Source organism: Streptosporangium sp. NPDC051023 (assembly GCF_040689595.1).
Taxonomy (GTDB): domain Bacteria; phylum Actinomycetota; class Actinomycetes; order Streptosporangiales; family Streptosporangiaceae; genus Streptosporangium.
In genome coordinates, this window is sequence record NZ_JBFBCE010000136.1 from 1 (window position 1) to 16,602 (window position 16,602).

The window sequence follows — 16,602 nt, forward strand, 5'->3', positions numbered from 1 at the left end:
AGCTCCTGCTGGCTCCAGCCCATCGCCTCCCGCAGCCTGCGCAGCTCGGAACCCCAGTAGGCGCTGACGCTCGTACTGGGATCCAGCTCTTTCGGCGCCCCCGGCCTCCATAGAGGACGGGGGCGCTTGTGGCTCCGGCTGACATGGCGGTGTTGGCTGGGTGGCTGTGCGCGGGTGGGCAGCGAGACATTCTTGACTCGCCTCGCCAGGGGCGTATCGTCCGATTTGGAAAGTTTCTTACCTGAAAGTGCCGTTCACCTTCGGAGTCGGAGGAAGTGCACGTGAAAAGAAACCGGACCGCGGCCGTGTCCGCCACCGCCCTGCTCACCGCCTCGCTGCTGGTGGGCTCCGCATCCCCCGCCCACGCCACCCTGACAGGCTGCACCGCGTGGCACTCGGGTAACACTGCCTACAGCCAGTGCACGGGTGGCACGGGCCGGCAAATGATCAACGCCGAGGGCCTGCACGTAGACCCTCAGGTGGGGTACATCTACCGCTCTGGCGACCCAGTAGGGGTGGGCGAGATATCGGTGGCGTCCATATCGGGCAAGCTGGTCGGCTACAGAATCATTTTGCTCGACTGACGCGGCACTGAACGACATGACGGCGCCCCCGCCTCTACGGAGGACGGAGGCGTCGTGCCGTAACCGCCGTTGCGGAATTCCCCTTAATGTCCGCTTCTGGCCATGGTGGGGTGAGAGCGGTCTCCCGCGTTACCTTCGAGGCGCTCCTTGAACACGGTCTCGTCCTTCGCTTCGGAAAGGGCACCTCATGACCTTGATCAAACGCCTCGCCGTCGCAGCGGCCGTCGCGGTTTTCGCGGCCCCGCTGGCGGCGCTTCCGGCCGCCGCCGACCCGCTACGTAAGTACGTCTGCGCGGACGGGGGGTGGTTAGACGGCACAAACCTCATCCTGGAGGGCTTTAGATGCACAGGCCCCCCGAACGCTCCCGGCCCTGCCTCGGTGACGATTACTGGCTCGCAGCGCACCTACGTTCTCCGGATCGTGGTTTTCGATGGTTCGAACTTGATGGGGCGCAAATGAGAGTGCGACCCGCGCTGCTCGTGGCCGCCCCGTGTTGCCCTGGCGAGGCGGTCGCAGGCGGGTAAACAGTAGGACGCCCCCGCCTCCAGTGCGCGCGGAGGACGGGGGCGTCGTGGTGTGTGGCTGTGGGCTGGTGGCTGCGGCGGCAGTGACCGCTAAGTTCGCCAGTAGATTCCTACGCCGCAATGGGTCTTCACCGTTCTTCTGCTGGGTCCCGCCCAGCGCGCGTACTGGGCGGCGGACGCCCGCGTGCAGGAGGTGACGGACGCGTTGCCGTCGTCGGTCGCGATCGTGGCGGGGGAGGCGGAGGTGTCAGAGGAGCAGCGAGCCGAGCTGGCGGAGGCGCGGGAGGCCCGCCTGCAGGTGCTGGAGGCGCTCGACCGGCATTCGTTCTGGGGGCAGGTGGGGAGCGCCGGTACGACGCCCGGCTGGTGCTGAGGAAAGCCGCCAAGGGCTGACCGAGCGGCGTGCCCCGGAGTGGCCAAGGTGCGTTCAGCCCGCCTGGACACCCTGGCTGATGTACACCACAAAGCTGTAGCCCCCGCGGTCGGGCAGGCAGCGGCTGGTCGGCTCACCGTACGTCGCGACGATGTCCCGTTCCGCCTGGCATTGTTCCAGGGTGGGATAGGGGCCATACCTGATTATCCAGAGGGGCGTGCTGGTTTGGGTGGTGCCGGAAGCTGGTGCGGCGCCGGCCAGGGTGCTGATGGTCAGCGCCGCCGCGAGCAGGGCCGCAGCAGGTAATCGGCGGATCTTCACGGGTGACTCCTTACGGCTGGGTAGGAGAACACCTTCAGAGGACCACCGTCTACCAGCTCTGAGGACCTCTCGATTCCCTATATTTCGGCCGCATGGTCTGTGCTCCGCGACTGTTTCGCTGGGCCTGAACGGTGGCGCTGCAGAAAGCCGCCAGGGCGTGACCGCGGCGCCGGACGCCCGCTGGCTCAGTAGCCCACGAGGAAGTAGAAGCCGGCACGAGGAAGATCGGTGTTGTACTCGCAAGGCCAGACGAAGCTGTAGGGGGGGTGCGCGAGGACATAGTCCCGGTATTCGTTGCACGCTGTCATGTTGATGAAGGGGCCTACCCACAGTATTTGTGTGCCGGTCTGAGTAGTGGCGGAGCTGGTCTGAGCGGTGGCGGCAGCGGGAGCGGCCAGGGAGGCGGTGCCCAGTGCCACTGCGAGTACGGCGGCGTGGAATCTGCGGATGTTCACTCCGGGTGGCTCCTCACGGCTTCACGGGAAGGGGAGAGCACCTCAAGATGACCATGAATCGCCGGGGGTGAGGAGCTTGCATTTCCTCATATTTCGGCCGCATGGTCCGTGCCCTGAATCTGTTTCGCTGGGCCTGAACAGTGGGGCGCATCGCGCATCCTGTAGGGGGGTGAGCACCGGGACTGGCACGGGGCGTGGATGACGCTACAGCAGGCAGCCAAGGAGTAAAGAAGCCGCCCGGTCTCTCAGCTCATGTACACCCTGAAGACGTAGCCATAGGAGATTTTTATGCAGGGGGTGGTCGGGTCGCCGTCTTGGCGGACTTCTTCCCGTTTCGCTTGGCACTCCGCCAAGGTGAGGTAGGGGCCGTACGTGACCACCCAGTACTGACCGGAGACGTGCGCGCTGGTCTGAGATGCGGCGGAAGCGGGCGCGGCGGTGCCCAGTGCGGCGGCGCCCAGCGCCGCCGCGAGCAGGGCTGCGGCTGATAATCGGCGGATCTTCACGAAGGTCTCCTTGCGGCTGGGGTAGGAGGACACCTTCAGGTGACCACCGATCGCCAAGGTCGGGGAGCTCCCGGTTTTCCATATTTCGGCTGCATGGTCCAGCGGCCGGGGCCGCTTTGTGCTGTGCTGACAGCATGACGATGGACGTGACCCTGCACGGCGGGCCGCCACTACGAGCGGCCCCGGCTACAGAAAACCGCCAGGGCCTGACCGCGTAACCCGGACCTCTCCGCCCACTGGCTCAGTAGGCAAGGAGGAAGTAGTAGCCGTCCGGAGCGCTCTGGGGGCCGCCGGGGCCGTAGTAGTGAAAGCAGGGGGAGACATAGCCGAAGTAGCCATGTGTGCTGGCGTACGTCTGCCGACTCTGGCACTCGGTGGTGGTGGTGTATGGGCCCTGCGGATCAACACGCATGGTAGGGGCGGCACTGGTCAGGACGGTGGCGGAAGTGGGGGCGGCACCGGTCAGGACGGCGGCGCTCAGCGCCGTCGCGAGTACGGCCGCGCGGAATCTGCGGATGGTCACTGTGGGTTGCTCCTCACGAAATCCGTTGGGATGGGGAGAGCACCTCAAGGTGACCATGGATTGCCGGGGGCGAGGAGCTTGCATTTCCTCATATTTCGGCCGCATAGACCGCTTTCGAGGGTTGTTTCGCCTGGCCTCAACGGCAGAGCGCCCCGCTGTCCCTTGGGGTGGATGGCGCTGCAGAAGGCCGCCAAGGGCTGACCGGGTGGCGTGCCCCGCGCTGGTGGCCGGGGCGCACCTGTCAGGGGTCAGCGGTGCCCAGTGCCGCCGTGAGTAGGGCAGCGGCGGATAGTCGGTGGATTTTCACGGTGGCTCCTTGTGGCTGGGTAGGAGGACACCTTCAGATGAGCACTGATCGGCAGGGACGGGAGCTCCCGGGTTTCCATATTTCGGCTGCATGGTCCGTGCTTCCCGATTCTGTTTCGCCGGACCTGAACAGCGGAACGCCGCCCGCTCACGACTCACCGGCACGGGGAACGGTTTACCTGATCTTGCGAGCCGGTTACACATTCATGACGTGGCGATGGCAGATCAACGACAGAGGCGAGTCAAAGTGATGGGGCGGTGAGCGACCTGTTGCAGCTTCATCCGCTCGGAGGTTGATCGATCATGCGTTTCCTTACCCTGTCCGCCGCCGTGGTCTCCACGGTGGCGGCCCTCGGCATGGCCCTCGCGCTCGCCGCGGTCGCCGCCTCATCCGCTCCCGGTCAGGCCTCGCCGAGCGACAGGCGCTGCATGCCTCACCCGGACCCGGCGACTGGTCGCCCCTGGACCTGTTGCTGGCGGCGGAGACGGCGATGAGTTGCGGCCTCGACAAGTCATTGGCGAGTGCCTTCCGCTTCTGCGTGCTCCAACCGTCGGCGCCGGAGCGCCAGGCGTTGGCGAGCGGCACCATGTGGTCGATGTCGACCGCGCTGGCCGAGGTGAGGGTTTTGCCGTTGAGGTCCTCATTGCCCTTGCGAGGGGTCGCAACGTGCGTGGGAACCGCGCCAGCCGGACCACGCGGCTGTCCTCATCGCCCCTACGAGGGGTCGCATGGGTGGTGAGACATTCTTGACGCGCCTCGTCCAGGGCGTATCGTCCGATTTGGAAAGTTTCTTGCCTGAAAGTGCCGTTTACCTTCGAAGTCGGAGGAAGTGCACGTGAGAAATCGAGTTACGGCCCTGTCCGCCACCGCCCTGCTCACCGCGTCGTTGCTGGTGGGCTCCGCATCCCCCGCCCACGCCACCCTGACGGGCTGTACCACCTGGCAGGAGGGGTACATCGTCTACAGCAAGTGCACGGGCGGCACAGGCACGCAAGCGGTTTACGTGAGCGGCGTGCACGTGAACCCCGCAGTCGGATGGATCGCTATGACCGGCCCCCGGGTGGGGGTGGGCGAGATATCGTCGGTCAACTTCCCAGGCACCGTGCGGTATCGATGGACCACCTTGTACGACTGACGCGACACCGAGCGGCATGACGACGCCCCCGCCTCCACGGAGGACGGGGGCGCTGCTTGTTCGTCCATGACGGCTGCGGAGCTCCGGCATACGGTCTGGGTATGGCCGAGGAGACGCGCACGATGACTATGGCCGCCTGCCCGGCCTGTGCGTAACCTGCCCGATGGGCGGTGGCCCCATCTCCTCGGGAGGCGACTGGAGTCGCCGGAACGCGGCGTCGGTGCCCGTGGCGAGGGCTGGACCTGATCCACCGCCGCCGCGCTCCCTCAAGCCCTGCGGCGTTGAGACCGCCCCCCTTCCCCTGCCACGGCGCCCGAAGGAGCCGGAAGGGGAGCGTGGGACCCATAGGGGTCGTAGGGGCCACAATGCCGACTTGAGAGAAAACCCGGCATGGCCAATTGCGGGCTTTTTGGACTGGAATTTCGGGCCGACTCTCCGGGTGCGCCGTCGTGGGCCCTCCTCCCGCTCGCGGTGAGCGGGGCGGCCGCGTGCTTGCGTCAGTGGCTGGTGCTCCCGTCCTCGGCAGCAGAAGGGAGCGGCGCCTATCGTGTGGCTGCCGCCCGGCTGAATGGGCGCCTTGACCTCAAGTCTGATTGAGGTTGCATGCTCGGGATCCATATCGGCGAACGGATGGGAGTCGGGCGGTATGCAGGTGGTTCGGGTGATCCGGTTTGGGGGCCCGGAGGTGCTGGTGCCGGGTGAGGCATCGGATCCGGTGGCCGGGGCGGGCCAGGTCGTGGTCGATGTGGCGGTCGCGGGCATAACGTTCGTCGAAACGCAGATCCGGCGTGGCGTCGACAAATGGCACGCCAAGCCGTCGTTGCCGTATGTGCCGGGCGGCCTGGTGGCCGGACGGGTGGGTTCCCACGCTCATCGACCCCGCTGAGGCGCGGTCCAAGGGCGTGGACGTGATCGGCATTGAGCAGCTTTTCGATTTCGGGCCGAATGTGGCGCGGTGGGCGGAGCAGATGATGTCCCAGGCCGCCGCCGGGCTCGTCCGGCCGGTCATCGGGCAGACCTTCCCGTTGGAGCGCGCCGCCGACGCGCACGCCGCGATCGAGAACCGCACCGCCGTGGGCAAGACCCTGCTGCTGGTCTGACGACATCCGTGCCAAGAGCATCGACCGAGCCACCGAGAACGTGGAACCTCGCCACCTCGAAGCCGCTGACCCTGACCGGCATCCAGCTTTACCCGTTTACCCGTACTCAACTCTGCACTCCAAGGAGTGCACGGGCAGGAGACGCATGATGAAGGGCGGCCCGCGGCGCGGTTCCGCCCTTCGCGGGGGTGTTCCGCCGTGGCTCCAGGAGCCATAACGCCGGGTGGGGGGCCTGAAAGCCTGGCGGTGCGGTGAGGGCGGCCGGACGGGAGGGTGGGTAGGGGTAGCCCGCAAAACTGTCCCCTTCTATCCCCTTCTGCGAAAGGGCACCCCTATGTCCCTGATCAAACGTCTCGCCGTCACCGTAGCCGCGGCGGTTCTCGCCGGGCCGCTGATAGCGGTTCCCGCCGCGCATGCGGCTGGGGACTATGTCTGCGACGGTGGGCTCTTTTTCAATCGTCCCGCCGGGAGTGGCCTGTGGCACGTCTGGGGTAATCCGTGTACCGGGTCGGGAGATGGAGGCGTCAGCCTGATCACGCTCTCGTCGGGGTCGGACGCGGGTGTCTACCAGTGTCAGGCGGCACGCTGGTTCAGCAGCACCTGGGTGTCGGGGAGCTCTTGTGCCCGTGTTGACCCCGTCGAGCATCAGCCGTAGCCAGGGGCAGGCGTGCCGGCGCCCCCGTCCTCCAGTGCGGAGGACGGGGGCGCCCGTGGTGCCGGGGGGCAGGATCCCCGCGGTCCGGTTGCCCGGACGCCGAACTCCTTCCCGGGAGGGCACGGCCGTACGGCCGGGATGACCGGCACTGGACGCTGGACCGGGTCGAGGCGGTGATGGGCCGGATGTTCCGTCTGCCGTAACCCGCCGTCCGGAGCGGGGAAACCGCTCAGGCGTCACGGGCCGGTCGTACCAGGTGCCGGCGCCGGGCGGGCGAGCGCGACGGGGACGATCACGGCCTGGAAGGAGCGGGTGCGGCCACCACCGCGGCGGATGTGGAGGGCCTTGACGTGCTTCCCCCGGCGGGTATTTTTCGTTCAGGAAAGTTTCTTAAGTAAAACGTTTGTCTGGCGCCATTCACCCTTCGAGGACCACCGGAGGAAGCGCACATGGAATTCAGAAACCGGACGGCCACATTCTCCGCCGTCGCACTCCTCACCGCCGGACTGCTGGTCGGCACCGCCGCCCCCGCCCAGGCGGTCCTGGACGGTTGCACCTTCACCCAGGTGAGCAACGGCTACATGTACAGCAAATGCACGACCGGCAGCGGGGAGCAGCGGCTCGTCGTCGGCTATGTCGATCGGACGGGAGGGCCTCGCAGGCTCGCCGAGGGGTCGTGGGTGGGGGTGAACCAGGAATCCAGCGTCGGTTTCTCCGGGACATTCCTGTACTGGTGGATCGAGAAGCGCGGCTGAGCCTGGGCACGGAGACGCCTCCGCTCCTCCGACGTGGAACCGGTCCGGAGACGCCTTCGGCCCGATGCCGTGGCCCGTCAGAGGCTCGGCGAAGGCCCGGCCTGTGACGAGGCGGCGGTGCCGGCCACCGAGTTGGCGCGCCGGGGTGCCATCGGCGACGGTGGGCGACTAGGTTGCAGATTAGGAAGATCGGCTCGACGTTCGCCCACCGCTTCCCGAATCCGGCTAGGACACCTGTGCGCATCACCTACGAAACCGCGGCGGCGCCCGGCCGTCCCTCCAACGAGGACTTCGTGATCGCGGGGTCGACATGGGTCGCCGTCCTCGACGGGGCGACCGCCCCGGCGGGGGTCGATTCCGGCTGCCGTCATGACGTGCCCTGGTTGGTCGCCGAGCTCGGCGGCGCGCTGGCCGGCCGGCTCGCGACGCGGCCGGAGGAGGGGCTGCCCGATCTCGTGGCCGACGCCATCCGGGCCGCGATGACGGCCCACGCCGGCACCTGCGACCTGACCAACCCCGACAGTCCCTCCTCAACCGTGGCCGTGCTGCGTGAACGGGGAGGCCTGCTGGACTACCTGGTGCTGTGTGACTCGCCGATCGCGCTGCGGCACACGGACGGCACCGTCCAGGTGGTCCATGACGACCGCACCGACCACCTGCCCGGCGGCCGGCCGTACAGCCTGGAGCTGGTCCGCGCGCTACGGAATCGGCCGGGCGGCTTCTGGGTGGCGTCCACGGCCCCGGAGGCGGCGTATGAGGCGCTGTCGGGATCGGTGCCCTCGGAGAAGGTGACGGGTGTCCTGCTGCTCACCGATGGCGTGACGCGGCTGGTGGAGTGGTACGGCCACAGCTGGGAGCAGATGACGGCGGTGGCCGCAACCAGGGGGCCTGCGGAGTTGATCGCCCAAGTACGGCGGGAGGAGCTGGAACGGGGTACGCCGCACGCCGCGAAGCCGCATGATGACGCGACGGCGGTCTGGCTCTCCTGGTGAGTGCTCTCGGTGCCGGAGCGCGGCGGCGGTGCCCGTGACGAGGGCTGGACCTGATCCACCGCCGCCGCGCCTGCTCAACGATCCCGAAGCACCGTTTGAGGCCGCCCCCCTTCCCCCTCTGCCACGGCGCCCTGGGGGCCGGAAGGGGAGCGTGGAGCCCATGGGGCTCACAGGTCACAATGCCGACTTGAGGCGGAAAGCGGCATGACCAATTGTGGGTATTTTGGACTGTTATTTGCGCCGATCCTCCGAGCCGACGGGACGGGGTCGCTCCTTTAACGCGGTATGTCCGGCGCGCGCGTCCCTGTGCGAAAAGCCCTCTCAAAAGTGCGCCTGTTCGTGCGGAGAAAGGGATTCATCGCGCGGCCGTTGTTCAAACGCGCCGTGCGTTAGCGTCCAGGACGTAGATCATCCGGGTTCTGGAAGGGCTGTGAATATGCGCAGGTCACGTATCACTCCATTGGTGGTCGTCGCCGTCACGCTGGCCGCCACGGGCATCGCCGTTGCGACACCCGTGCTCCCGGCATCGGCCGCGCGCGTTGACGCCACCTGCGCCAACGGCGCCGACGATGCGAGGACCATCCAGGCCGCGATCGACTCCTCGAAGGAGGGCGATGAGATCGTCTTCAAGGGCCCCTGCCTGATCAACGCGACCATCACCTTGCTCGACCGCCGCACCTACCGGGGTGATTCGAAGGCGGGGGCCCTGATCAAGCAGGCGGACGGCGCCAACCTGCCCGCCATGCTCGCCTCGGAGAGCTGGGTCGGCGACCAGCCGTACAGCTCCGACACCGTCCGCGTCGAACGCCTCACCCTGGACGGCAACCGGGACAACAACACCGGCACCGTCGGACTCATGCTCAGGTCGTGGAACAGCCGGATCTACGACGTGGACATTTTCGGTGCCCCCTCGGACGGCATCCGTCTCAGCAACCCGTCGAAGAACGGCACCCTGCTGCGGAACACCATGGTGAACAGCGTCATCAGCGACGTCTACATCGAGGCGTCCGGCGGCGCGGGCATCAAGGTGGTCGACCCGGGCAACTCCATCACCGACTGGACCCTGCAGCGCTCCTGGATCGCGTTCAGCGGCACGAGCGCCATCGAGTCGGACAACGCCGCGGGCTGGGTGATGAGCGACCTGCACCTGTACGGAGTCCCGAAGCACGCGATCGACGCCCACCGGTGCTTCGGCACGTCCATGCAGAACAACTACATCGAGGACTTCGGCGGCGAGGGCGCCGCAGGCCAGACCTATTTCGGCATCCGCTGCGACCTTCAGGGCGAGGCGAACAGCACCATAACCGGCAACAGGATCCACAACTTCGTGCCTCCGGCCGCGGAGCAGGCCGCCGCCCGGAGGGCGCACCCGCTCGGCACCGCGCCGCTTGAGCGGCACCGATCGTTCACCACGGCGCTGCCCGCAGACAGCAAGTACGTCTACCTCGCTCTGGACGGGGTGAACTACGGGGGCGGCCACGCCTCGGTCACCGGCAACACCGTGCTCGGCCACGGTACGAAGCAGGAGACCGGTCTGCTCTACAGCAAGGCGGACGGCAACTCGATGTCTATCGCCTCGACCGGCAACCTGGTCGACAACGTCGGAGTTCCGCGAGCCGTCGGACGCGGCGTCAGAGTCACCAGGGGCTACTGACACGGGCGGCGGGGCGGCGCGCGGCCGGTGCGCGCCGCGCCGGAAGGCCCGCTGAACAAAAACCCCGCCCCGCGCGTCCAAACGGGCATGGAACGCAATAACAGGGTGCGACGGCTCACGGCCATCTCCCTCGCGACGGCGGGCACGCTGATGGCGGTCGCGGCGTGCGCCTCGCCCGCGCAGCCGGGAATCGCGGCGAGCCCGGCGGGATCCGCCGCCGTACGGCCCGCGGAACACCCGGCGGACACCGGCACACGGGCCGGAGCCACGGGAACGAGGGCCACGGGAACGAGGGCCACGGGAACGAGGGCCACGGGAACGAGGGCCACGGGAGCGAAGGATGAGGACGCGAGGACGGGAGCCGCCGGGGCAGCGTCCGGGGGCGCGGGCCTCCCCACGGGGAAGGCCGCGGCGGGGCGCTGCCGTACCGAGGGTCTCAAGGCGCGCACGGGTGAGGGAGACGCGGGGGCGGGGCAGCGGTACGCACCGCTGGTGCTCACCAACACCTCGGCGAAGACCTGCTGGGTTTACGGTTTCGTCGGCCTGGTCATGTTCGACGGCAACGGCGACGCGTTGCGCACCCGGGTCCGCAGGGAGAACGTCCCGGCGCACCGGGTGACGCTGCGCCCCGGCGCCTCTGCCCACGCCAGGGTCCATTGGACCGTGGTGCCGGGCCAGGGCGAGTCCACCTGCCCGTCGATGGCACGGTTGATGATCATTCCGCCGGACGAGGTCGCGCACCTCGAGATCCCCTTCGCCGGGATGGTCTGCGGGGACGGCCGTCTCGACATCACCCCGATGACCGCGGGCGCCCGGCTCTGAGCGCGGCGGCGGGCGTTCTCCCTGCGCCCGCTTCGGCGCGGCCGTACGCGATGCTCTCCGCCGCGCGCCACCCGCCCCGGAAATGATCGATGACCGCGACCTGCCCGCCTAGACTGGCCGCAACCACGAGAACGGAGTTCGGCGGCTATGCGGATCGGACTGTTGCTCAGCGAGCCGAAGGGGCCCGGCGAGCTGGGCGAGCTGCGGGAGCGGATCGTGCGGGCGGCGGAGGAGGGCTTCTCCTCCGCCTGGATGTCCAACATCTTCGGGCTTGACGCGCTAACCGCCCTCGCCGTCGCGGGCGGCGGAGTGCCGGGGATCGAGCTCGGCACCGCCGTCGTGCCCACCTACCCGCGTCATCCCGCGGCGCTCGCCCAGCAGGCGCTTACGGTCAACGCCGCGCTCGACGGCAGGCTCGCGCTCGGCATCGGACTGTCGCACCAGGTTGTCATCGAGGGCGTCTACGGCTACAGCTTCGACAAACCCGCCCGGCACATGCGCGAGTACCTGTCCGTCCTGGTGCCACTTGTGCGCGGCGAGCAGGCGGACTTCGAGGGGGAGACCCTCAAGGCGCACATCGGGCTGACAACCCCGGGCGCCGGGGACATGCCGGTGCTCATCGCGGCGCTGGCCCCGCGCATGCTCAAGCTGGCGGGAGAGCTGGCCGACGGCACCGTGCTGTGGATGACCGGCCCCAGAACCGTGGCCGAGCACGTCACGCCCGCCGTCACCGAGGCCGCGCGGGCCGCGGGACGGCCCGCGCCGAGGATCGTGTGCACCCTCCCCGTCTGCGTCACCGATGACGTTGAGGCCGCGAGGGCGCTGGCCGCCGAGGTGTTCGCGATCTACGGTGAGTTGCCTTCCTATCGGGCGATGCTCGACAGGGAGGGCGCGGCGGGCCCGGCGGACGTCGCGATCGTCGGGGACGAGGAGACGGTCTCCGCCCAGATCGAGTCGCTCGCCCTGGCCGGGGTCACCGACTTCGTCGCCGCGGGGTTCGGCGGGAGTGGCAGGACGCGGGAGTTCCTCAGGACCCTCCTCTGAGACTCCCGGCCTCGCCTGCCCTCATGATCGCTTTCCTGGACCGCCAGGACATGATGGACCAGCGGGTGAGCGCCGACAGGATCGAGCCGACCGACAGCACGGAGCCGACCGAGAGAGCCGAGGCTGCGGAACCGATCGAGAAAGCCGAGGCGGCCGAGCCAACCGAGCCGATGGACAGCACGGAACCGGCCGACCCGATCGAGAGGATCGAGTTGGTCGAACCGATGGACAGGATCGACCTCTTCGACCCCACGGACCACAGCGAATCACGATTTTTCGGCATGACGGAAATCATGCTCTATCCGGCGATCGCTGGGAATCCGGGCACCTCGCCCGGCGGGTGCGCCTGACGGTCCCGGTCGTCGTCATGCCGTGGGGCCGGCACGCGTTGAGGCCGAGGGCGCTTGGGCGGCCATGACGCGAGGGCGTCGGGCGGCCGGGGCCCGCCGGAGGGCGGGGAGCGCCATCCTTCAGACGCCGAAGGCGCTCAAGGTCGCCCACGCCGTGCCGAAGCCGACCAGAACCCCGGCGGCGACCTGGGCGGGAGTGTGGTGGCGCAGCCGTACCCTGGCCCAGCAGATCGTGACCACGACCAGCGCGCCGGTCACGAGGGCGGGTACGGCGGGCAGCACCCGGGAGAGCACGACCACGGTGCCCGCGGACACAGCGGCGTGGAAGGAGATCTTCCACCTGAGCGTGATCGGGACCGTCACCGCGAGCGCGGCCAGCATCGCGGCCACCGTGGAGATCAGCAGCAGGGGAGCGCCGAGCCAGACCATCAGCACCAGCGCGGCCAGCACCGCGCAGACGGCGACCAGCAGCGGCTTCGTCCTGCTCGCGCGGTCGACCAGATGGTGGGAGTCGAGCCGCCCAGAGCGGACTCCCGCCAGGATCACCCCGGCGGGGACCCCGCCGCACAGCGCCGAGGCCCCCAGCCCCCACACGGCGCCCCGCCAACCGTCCGCCATCAGCCCGACGACCGGGGGCAGCACGATGACCAGCAATTGCGGGGCGAACAGGCCGGTGACCCAGCGGGCGGTCGCCGTCATGACCGTCTCGTCACGCTCATCGCGTGCCATTTCCCGACCGCTCATGCCACTCCCTGCCGCCGCGAGGTTCGTCGGGATAACCTTGCCAGGCAGGCGGCCCGGGAACGAGGTCCCGCAGGCCGCCGGGGCGCCGTCGGCTTACGGCACACGGGACGGGACCCGCCGCCGTGTGCCGCGCGGGTCAGTCGTTGGCGTGCAGAGCGCTGTTGAGCTCGATGCCCGTGCCCTTGCGGTGCACGGCCTCGACGGCACCCGAGGTGGAGTTGCGGCGGAACAGCAGGCCGGAGGCGCCGGAAAGCTCGGCGGCCTTGACGACCCGATTGTCGGGGAGGGCGACCTTCGTCCCCGACGTGACGTACAGGCCCGCCTCCACGACGCAGTCGTCGCCGAGGGAGATGCCGACGCCGCTGTTGGCGCCGAGCAGGCAGCGGCGGCCGATGGAGATGACCTGCTTGCCGCCGCCGGACAGCGTGCCCATGATCGAGGCGCCGCCGCCGACGTCGGAGCCGTCGTCGACGACCACGCCCGCCGAGATGCGACCCTCGACCATGGACGTGCCCAGCGTTCCCGCGTTGAAGTTGACGAAGCCCTCGTGCATCACCGTCGTGCCCGCGGCCAGGTGCGCGCCCAGGCGGACGCGGTCGGCGTCGGCGATCCGCACGCCGGAGGGCATCACGTAGTCGACCATCCGCGGGAACTTGTCCACGCCGTGGACGGTGACCGGGCCCCGGGCGCGCAGGCGCAGCCGTACGGTCTCGAAGTCCTCGACGGCACACGGGCCGTGGTTGGTCCACACCACGTTGCTGAGAAGGCCGAACAGGCCGTCCAGGCTCTGCCCGTGCGGCTGGACGAGGCGGGCGGAGAGCAGGTGGAGGCGGAGGTAGGCGTCGTGCGCGTCGACGGGGGCCTCCGACAGCTTGGTGATCCCGGTGTGCACCGCGACCACCTCGACCCCCCTGGCCTCATCGGGCCCGAGCAGCGCGGCGACCTCTGGGCCGAGAGCCTGCACGGCCTCCTGACCGGTCAGCCGCCTGGTGCCGGGGGAGGCGGGCTCGCCCAGTTGCGGAGCGGGGAACCAGGTGTCGAGCACGGTCCCGTCTGAGGTGATGGTGGCGATACCGACGCCGTGGGCGCCGGAGGTCTGAGCTGCTGCGTTCACGCCGACCAAGCCTAGTCAAAGCCGGTGCAACGACCGCACGCCGAGGGGTGTGGTCGGCGTGTGCCCGCCTCGCACCGTCAATAGCCTGGCCGCCATGTTGCACGGCATCGATGTGTCGAACTGGCAGGGCGCGGTCGACTGGGGAGGCCACGCGGACAACGGCGTGGCCTTCGCCTTCGCCAAGGCCACGGAGGGCGGCACCTTCACCGACCGGTGGTTCGAGCGCAACTGGGCCGGCATGCGGGAGAGCTGGATCGTCTGCGGGGCCTACCACTTCGCCAGGCCCTCCGGCGACCCCGAGGAGCAGGCGCGCCGCTTCCTGCGGACGGTCGGGCGGGCCGGCGGCCTGCGTCGCGGCGATCTTCTGGCCCTCGACCTGGAGACCAGCGACCGCCTGCCCGCCAGGAAGGTGGCCCGCTTCGCGCGCCGCTGGTGCCACGCCGTCACCGCGCACGCCGGGGTGCGGCCGGTGATCTACACGTTCCTGGCCTTCGCGGACAACGGCAACTGCGCCGGACTTGAGGACTATCCGCTGTGGATCGCCGCCCCCGACCATCCGACGGGCAGGCCGGAGGTCCCGGTGCCATGGCGCAGATGGACCATTCACCAGTACTCCCACAGACCGCTGGACCGCAACGTCTTCCGAGGAACCCGGGCCGAACTCGTCTCGCTCGGCTACCGCCGTCGGCGGCATGCTGAAAAAAGGCGTGGCGGACACCGGTAGCATCGATCCAGAGTCGGATTTTCCGAGAACCAGTGTCGCGTCCACCGAGGAGCAACCGTGTCCGCCGTGTCAGAACTTCGCATCACCCTCGCCGGAGCCGAGCGTGTGGTGGCGGAGGGCACGACGTACGGCGACGTGCTCGAAGCCGACGGCCGCTCCGTGGTCGCCGCCAGGGCGGGCGGAGAGCTGAAGGACCTGGCGGCGCCGGTGTCCGACGGCGACGTGATCGCGCCGGTCGAGGCGGGCAGCGTCGACGGCAGGGCCATCGTGCGCCACTCGACCGCGCACGTCATGGCCCAGGCCGTGCAGGAGATCTTCCCCGACGCCAAGCTCGGCATCGGGCCGCCGGTCGAGAACGGCTTCTACTACGACTTCGACGTCGAGCACCCGTTCACCCCCGAGGACCTCAAGCGCATCGAGAAGCGCATGCGCGAGATCGTCAAGCAGGGACAGCGTTTCTCCCGCAGGCGGGTTTCCGACGAGCAGGCGCGTGAGGAGCTGGCGGCGGAGCCGTACAAGCTGGAGCTCATCGGCCTCAAGGGCGGCGGGGACGCCGAGGAGAGCGTCGAGGTCGGCGGCGCGGAGCTGACCATCTACGACAACCTCGACCCGAAGACCGGCGAGCTGTGCTGGAAGGACCTGTGCCGGGGGCCCCACGTGCCCAGCACCCGTTCCATCCCGGCCTTCAAGCTGATGCGCACCGGCGGCGCCTATTGGCGGGGCAGCGAGAAGAACCCGCAGCTCCAGCGGATCTACGGCACCGCGTGGGAGTCGCGGGAGAAGCAGGAGGAGTACCTCCACCTGCTGGAGGAGGCCGAGAAGCGCGACCACCGCAAGCTGGGCGCCGAGCTCGACCTGTTCTCCTTCCCCGATGAGCTGGGCTCGGGCCTGCCGGTCTTCCACCCCAAGGGGGGTGTGATCCGCAAGGTGCTTGAGGACTACTCCCGGCGCAGGCACGAGGAGGCGGGTTACTCCTTCGTCAACACCCCGCACATCACCAAGGGGCACCTCTACGAGATCTCCGGTCACCTCGACTGGTACGCCGACGGCATGTTCCCGCCCATGGAGCTCGAAGGCGCCAAGTACTACCTCAAGCCGATGAACTGCCCGATGCACAACCTGATCTTCGGGTCGCGCGGGCGCTCCTACCGTGAGCTGCCGCTCAGGCTGTTCGAGTTCGGCACCGTCTACCGCTACGAGAAGTCCGGCGTCGTCCACGGCCTCACCCGTGTGCGCGGCCTGACCCAGGACGACGCGCACATCTACTGCACCCGCGACCAGATGCGCGACGAGCTGAAGTCGCTGCTCAGGTTCGTCCTGGACCTGCTGCGCGACTACGGGCTCGAAGACTTCTACCTGGAGCTGTCGACCAAGGACCCGGTCAAGTTCGTCGGCTCGGACGAGGACTGGGAGGAGGCGACCGAGACCCTGCGCGATGTCGCCGAGTCGGAGAACCTGGAGCTCGTCCTCGACCCCGGCGGGGCGGCGTTCTACGGGCCGAAGATCTCCGTGCAGGCCCGCGACGCCATCGGCCGCAGCTGGCAGATGTCGACCATCCAGCTCGACTTCAACCTTCCGAAGCTCTTCGAGCTGGAGTTCCAGGCGTCCGACGGCTCGCGCCAGCAGCCCATCATGATCCACCGGGCGCTGTTCGGCTCGATCGAGCGCTTCTTCGGCGTCCTGGTCGAGCACTACGCGGGCGCGTTCCCTCCGTGGCTCGCCCCGGTGCAGGTCGTCGGCATCCCGATCGCCGACGCCCACGCGCCCTACCTGCAGGATCTGGCCAAGAAGGCCCGTGAGCGGGGCGTCAGGATCGAAGTCGACGGTTTCACGGTGGGTGTCGCCGTCGGTTTCACGGTCGGTTTGATCGTGGGTTTCACGGTGGGTGTCGCCGTCGGTTTCACGGTCGGCTTGACCGT

The 16,602-nt window shown here is 68.7% G+C and carries 21 protein-coding genes and 2 pseudogenes; 15 read left to right on the forward strand and 8 right to left on the reverse strand.

What is annotated here, in order from left to right; translation table 11 throughout:
- Nucleotides 1-281 precede the first annotated feature (281 nt).
- The 3 genes from AB0395_RS45175 to AB0395_RS45185 all read left to right on the forward strand — a co-directional run bounded on the left by AB0395_RS45175 (nt 282) and on the right by AB0395_RS45185 (nt 1,482).
- Complete coding sequence (locus tag AB0395_RS45175) at nt 282-584, forward strand: hypothetical protein (protein WP_366293576.1); 303 nt, start codon at nt 282-284, stop codon at nt 582-584.
- A gap of 187 nt (nt 585-771) precedes the next feature.
- A complete protein-coding gene (locus AB0395_RS45180; RefSeq protein WP_366293578.1) occupies nt 772-1,044 on the forward strand; it encodes a hypothetical protein in 273 nt (90 codons plus the stop codon).
- 249 nt (nt 1,045-1,293) lie between these two features.
- A complete protein-coding gene (locus AB0395_RS45185) occupies nt 1,294-1,482 on the forward strand; it encodes a hypothetical protein (protein WP_366293580.1) in 189 nt (62 codons plus the stop codon).
- Nucleotides 1,483-1,536: 54 nt separating this feature from the next.
- Here the strand turns inward: AB0395_RS45185 and AB0395_RS45190 are convergent, their stop codons facing one another.
- The 4 genes from AB0395_RS45190 to AB0395_RS45205 form a co-directional block, all read right to left on the reverse strand.
- Nucleotides 1,537-1,803, reverse strand: coding sequence for a hypothetical protein (locus AB0395_RS45190; RefSeq protein WP_366293583.1), 267 nt, complete (start codon nt 1,801-1,803; stop codon nt 1,537-1,539).
- 185 nt (nt 1,804-1,988) lie between these two features.
- On the reverse strand, nt 1,989-2,258 hold the full coding sequence (locus AB0395_RS45195; protein ID WP_366293586.1) for a hypothetical protein: 270 nt from the start codon (nt 2,256-2,258) through the stop codon (nt 1,989-1,991).
- A 245-nt stretch (nt 2,259-2,503) separates the two neighbouring features.
- Nucleotides 2,504-2,821, reverse strand: a complete 318-nt coding sequence (locus AB0395_RS45200) for a hypothetical protein (protein WP_366293588.1) — start codon at nt 2,819-2,821, stop codon at nt 2,504-2,506.
- A 184-nt stretch (nt 2,822-3,005) separates the two neighbouring features.
- Nucleotides 3,006-3,287, reverse strand: a complete 282-nt coding sequence (locus AB0395_RS45205) for a hypothetical protein (RefSeq protein ID WP_366293591.1) — start codon at nt 3,285-3,287, stop codon at nt 3,006-3,008.
- Between the two features lie 609 nt (nt 3,288-3,896).
- On the opposite strand from AB0395_RS45205, the gene AB0395_RS45210 reads away from it, so the two are divergent.
- Entirely contained in the window at nt 3,897-4,088 is a 192-nt protein-coding gene (locus AB0395_RS45210; protein WP_366293628.1) for a hypothetical protein, read from the forward strand.
- A 25-nt stretch (nt 4,089-4,113) separates the two neighbouring features.
- On the opposite strand, the pseudogene AB0395_RS45215 reads toward AB0395_RS45210, so the two are convergent.
- Nucleotides 4,114-4,182, reverse strand: a pseudogene (locus AB0395_RS45215) (HNH endonuclease); the annotation flags it as partial.
- A 247-nt stretch (nt 4,183-4,429) separates the two neighbouring features.
- Here AB0395_RS45215 and AB0395_RS45220 point away from each other — a divergent pair.
- The 9 genes from AB0395_RS45220 to AB0395_RS45260 all read left to right on the forward strand — a co-directional run bounded on the left by AB0395_RS45220 (nt 4,430) and on the right by AB0395_RS45260 (nt 12,101).
- Nucleotides 4,430-4,729: a hypothetical protein gene (locus tag AB0395_RS45220; RefSeq protein ID WP_366293593.1), complete on the forward strand. Its 300-nt coding sequence runs from the start codon at nt 4,430-4,432 to the stop codon at nt 4,727-4,729.
- A 661-nt stretch (nt 4,730-5,390) separates the two neighbouring features.
- On the forward strand, nt 5,391-5,615 hold the full coding sequence (locus AB0395_RS45225; protein ID WP_366293596.1) for a hypothetical protein: 225 nt from the start codon (nt 5,391-5,393) through the stop codon (nt 5,613-5,615).
- Between the two features lie 22 nt (nt 5,616-5,637).
- Nucleotides 5,638-5,829 (forward strand): zinc-binding dehydrogenase, encoded by a 192-nt coding sequence (locus AB0395_RS45230; protein WP_366293598.1) that lies wholly within the window; start codon nt 5,638-5,640, stop codon nt 5,827-5,829.
- Between the two features lie 1,104 nt (nt 5,830-6,933).
- Nucleotides 6,934-7,239 carry a hypothetical protein gene (locus AB0395_RS45235; RefSeq protein ID WP_366293601.1) on the forward strand — a complete coding sequence of 102 codons (306 nt, stop codon included), beginning with the start codon at nt 6,934-6,936 and terminating at the stop codon, nt 7,237-7,239.
- 236 nt (nt 7,240-7,475) lie between these two features.
- Nucleotides 7,476-8,231: a protein phosphatase 2C domain-containing protein gene (locus tag AB0395_RS45240; RefSeq protein WP_366293603.1), complete on the forward strand. Its 756-nt coding sequence runs from the start codon at nt 7,476-7,478 to the stop codon at nt 8,229-8,231.
- A gap of 436 nt (nt 8,232-8,667) precedes the next feature.
- The gene (locus AB0395_RS45245) at nt 8,668-9,885 is read left to right on the forward strand and encodes a right-handed parallel beta-helix repeat-containing protein (protein ID WP_366293605.1); all 1,218 of its coding nucleotides are present in this window, start codon (nt 8,668-8,670) and stop codon (nt 9,883-9,885) included.
- 87 nt (nt 9,886-9,972) lie between these two features.
- Nucleotides 9,973-10,707, forward strand: coding sequence for a DUF4232 domain-containing protein (locus tag AB0395_RS45250; protein ID WP_366293608.1), 735 nt, complete (start codon nt 9,973-9,975; stop codon nt 10,705-10,707).
- Nucleotides 10,708-10,854: 147 nt separating this feature from the next.
- Entirely contained in the window at nt 10,855-11,751 is an 897-nt protein-coding gene (locus AB0395_RS45255) for a TIGR03564 family F420-dependent LLM class oxidoreductase (protein WP_366293611.1), read from the forward strand.
- 23 nt (nt 11,752-11,774) lie between these two features.
- Nucleotides 11,775-12,101 (forward strand): hypothetical protein, encoded by a 327-nt coding sequence (locus AB0395_RS45260; RefSeq protein WP_366293614.1) that lies wholly within the window; start codon nt 11,775-11,777, stop codon nt 12,099-12,101.
- A 120-nt stretch (nt 12,102-12,221) separates the two neighbouring features.
- On the opposite strand, the gene AB0395_RS45265 is transcribed toward AB0395_RS45260, so the two are convergent.
- Together AB0395_RS45265 and dapD are read right to left on the reverse strand one after the other, a co-directional pair.
- Nucleotides 12,222-12,845, reverse strand: a complete 624-nt coding sequence (locus tag AB0395_RS45265) for a hypothetical protein (protein ID WP_366293616.1) — start codon at nt 12,843-12,845, stop codon at nt 12,222-12,224.
- Nucleotides 12,846-12,981: 136 nt separating this feature from the next.
- On the reverse strand, nt 12,982-13,959 hold the full coding sequence (dapD, locus tag AB0395_RS45270; protein ID WP_366293619.1) for a 2,3,4,5-tetrahydropyridine-2,6-dicarboxylate N-succinyltransferase: 978 nt from the start codon (nt 13,957-13,959) through the stop codon (nt 12,982-12,984).
- A gap of 94 nt (nt 13,960-14,053) precedes the next feature.
- On the opposite strand from dapD, the gene AB0395_RS45275 reads away from it, so the two are divergent.
- Nucleotides 14,054-14,683 (forward strand): GH25 family lysozyme, encoded by a 630-nt coding sequence (locus AB0395_RS45275; RefSeq protein ID WP_366293622.1) that lies wholly within the window; start codon nt 14,054-14,056, stop codon nt 14,681-14,683.
- A gap of 57 nt (nt 14,684-14,740) precedes the next feature.
- Nucleotides 14,741-16,507: pseudogene (thrS, locus tag AB0395_RS45280) on the forward strand (threonine--tRNA ligase); the annotation flags it as partial.
- Here thrS and AB0395_RS45285 read toward each other — a convergent pair.
- Nucleotides 16,450-16,587 carry a hypothetical protein gene (locus tag AB0395_RS45285; protein ID WP_366293625.1) on the reverse strand — a complete coding sequence of 46 codons (138 nt, stop codon included), beginning with the start codon at nt 16,585-16,587 and terminating at the stop codon, nt 16,450-16,452. The pseudogene thrS and the gene AB0395_RS45285 sit on opposite strands and share 58 nt — an antisense overlap.
- Nucleotides 16,588-16,602 lie beyond the last annotated feature (15 nt).

Coding starts and splice junctions, on each gene's coding strand:
- AB0395_RS45180 (WP_366293578.1), top strand. CDS start 772: ATGACCTTGATCAAACGCCTCGCCGTCGCAGCGGCCGTCGCGGTTTTC.
- AB0395_RS45210 (WP_366293628.1), top strand. CDS start 3,897: ATGCGTTTCCTTACCCTGTCCGCCGCCGTGGTCTCCACGGTGGCGGCC.
- AB0395_RS45235 (WP_366293601.1), top strand. CDS start 6,934: ATGGAATTCAGAAACCGGACGGCCACATTCTCCGCCGTCGCACTCCTC.
- AB0395_RS45245 (WP_366293605.1), top strand. CDS start 8,668: ATGCGCAGGTCACGTATCACTCCATTGGTGGTCGTCGCCGTCACGCTG.
- AB0395_RS45250 (WP_366293608.1), top strand. CDS start 9,973: ATGGAACGCAATAACAGGGTGCGACGGCTCACGGCCATCTCCCTCGCG.
- AB0395_RS45255 (WP_366293611.1), top strand. CDS start 10,855: ATGCGGATCGGACTGTTGCTCAGCGAGCCGAAGGGGCCCGGCGAGCTG.
- AB0395_RS45260 (WP_366293614.1), top strand. CDS start 11,775: ATGATCGCTTTCCTGGACCGCCAGGACATGATGGACCAGCGGGTGAGC.
- AB0395_RS45265 (WP_366293616.1), bottom strand. CDS start 12,845: ATGAGCGGTCGGGAAATGGCACGCGATGAGCGTGACGAGACGGTCATG.
- AB0395_RS45275 (WP_366293622.1), top strand. CDS start 14,054: ATGTTGCACGGCATCGATGTGTCGAACTGGCAGGGCGCGGTCGACTGG.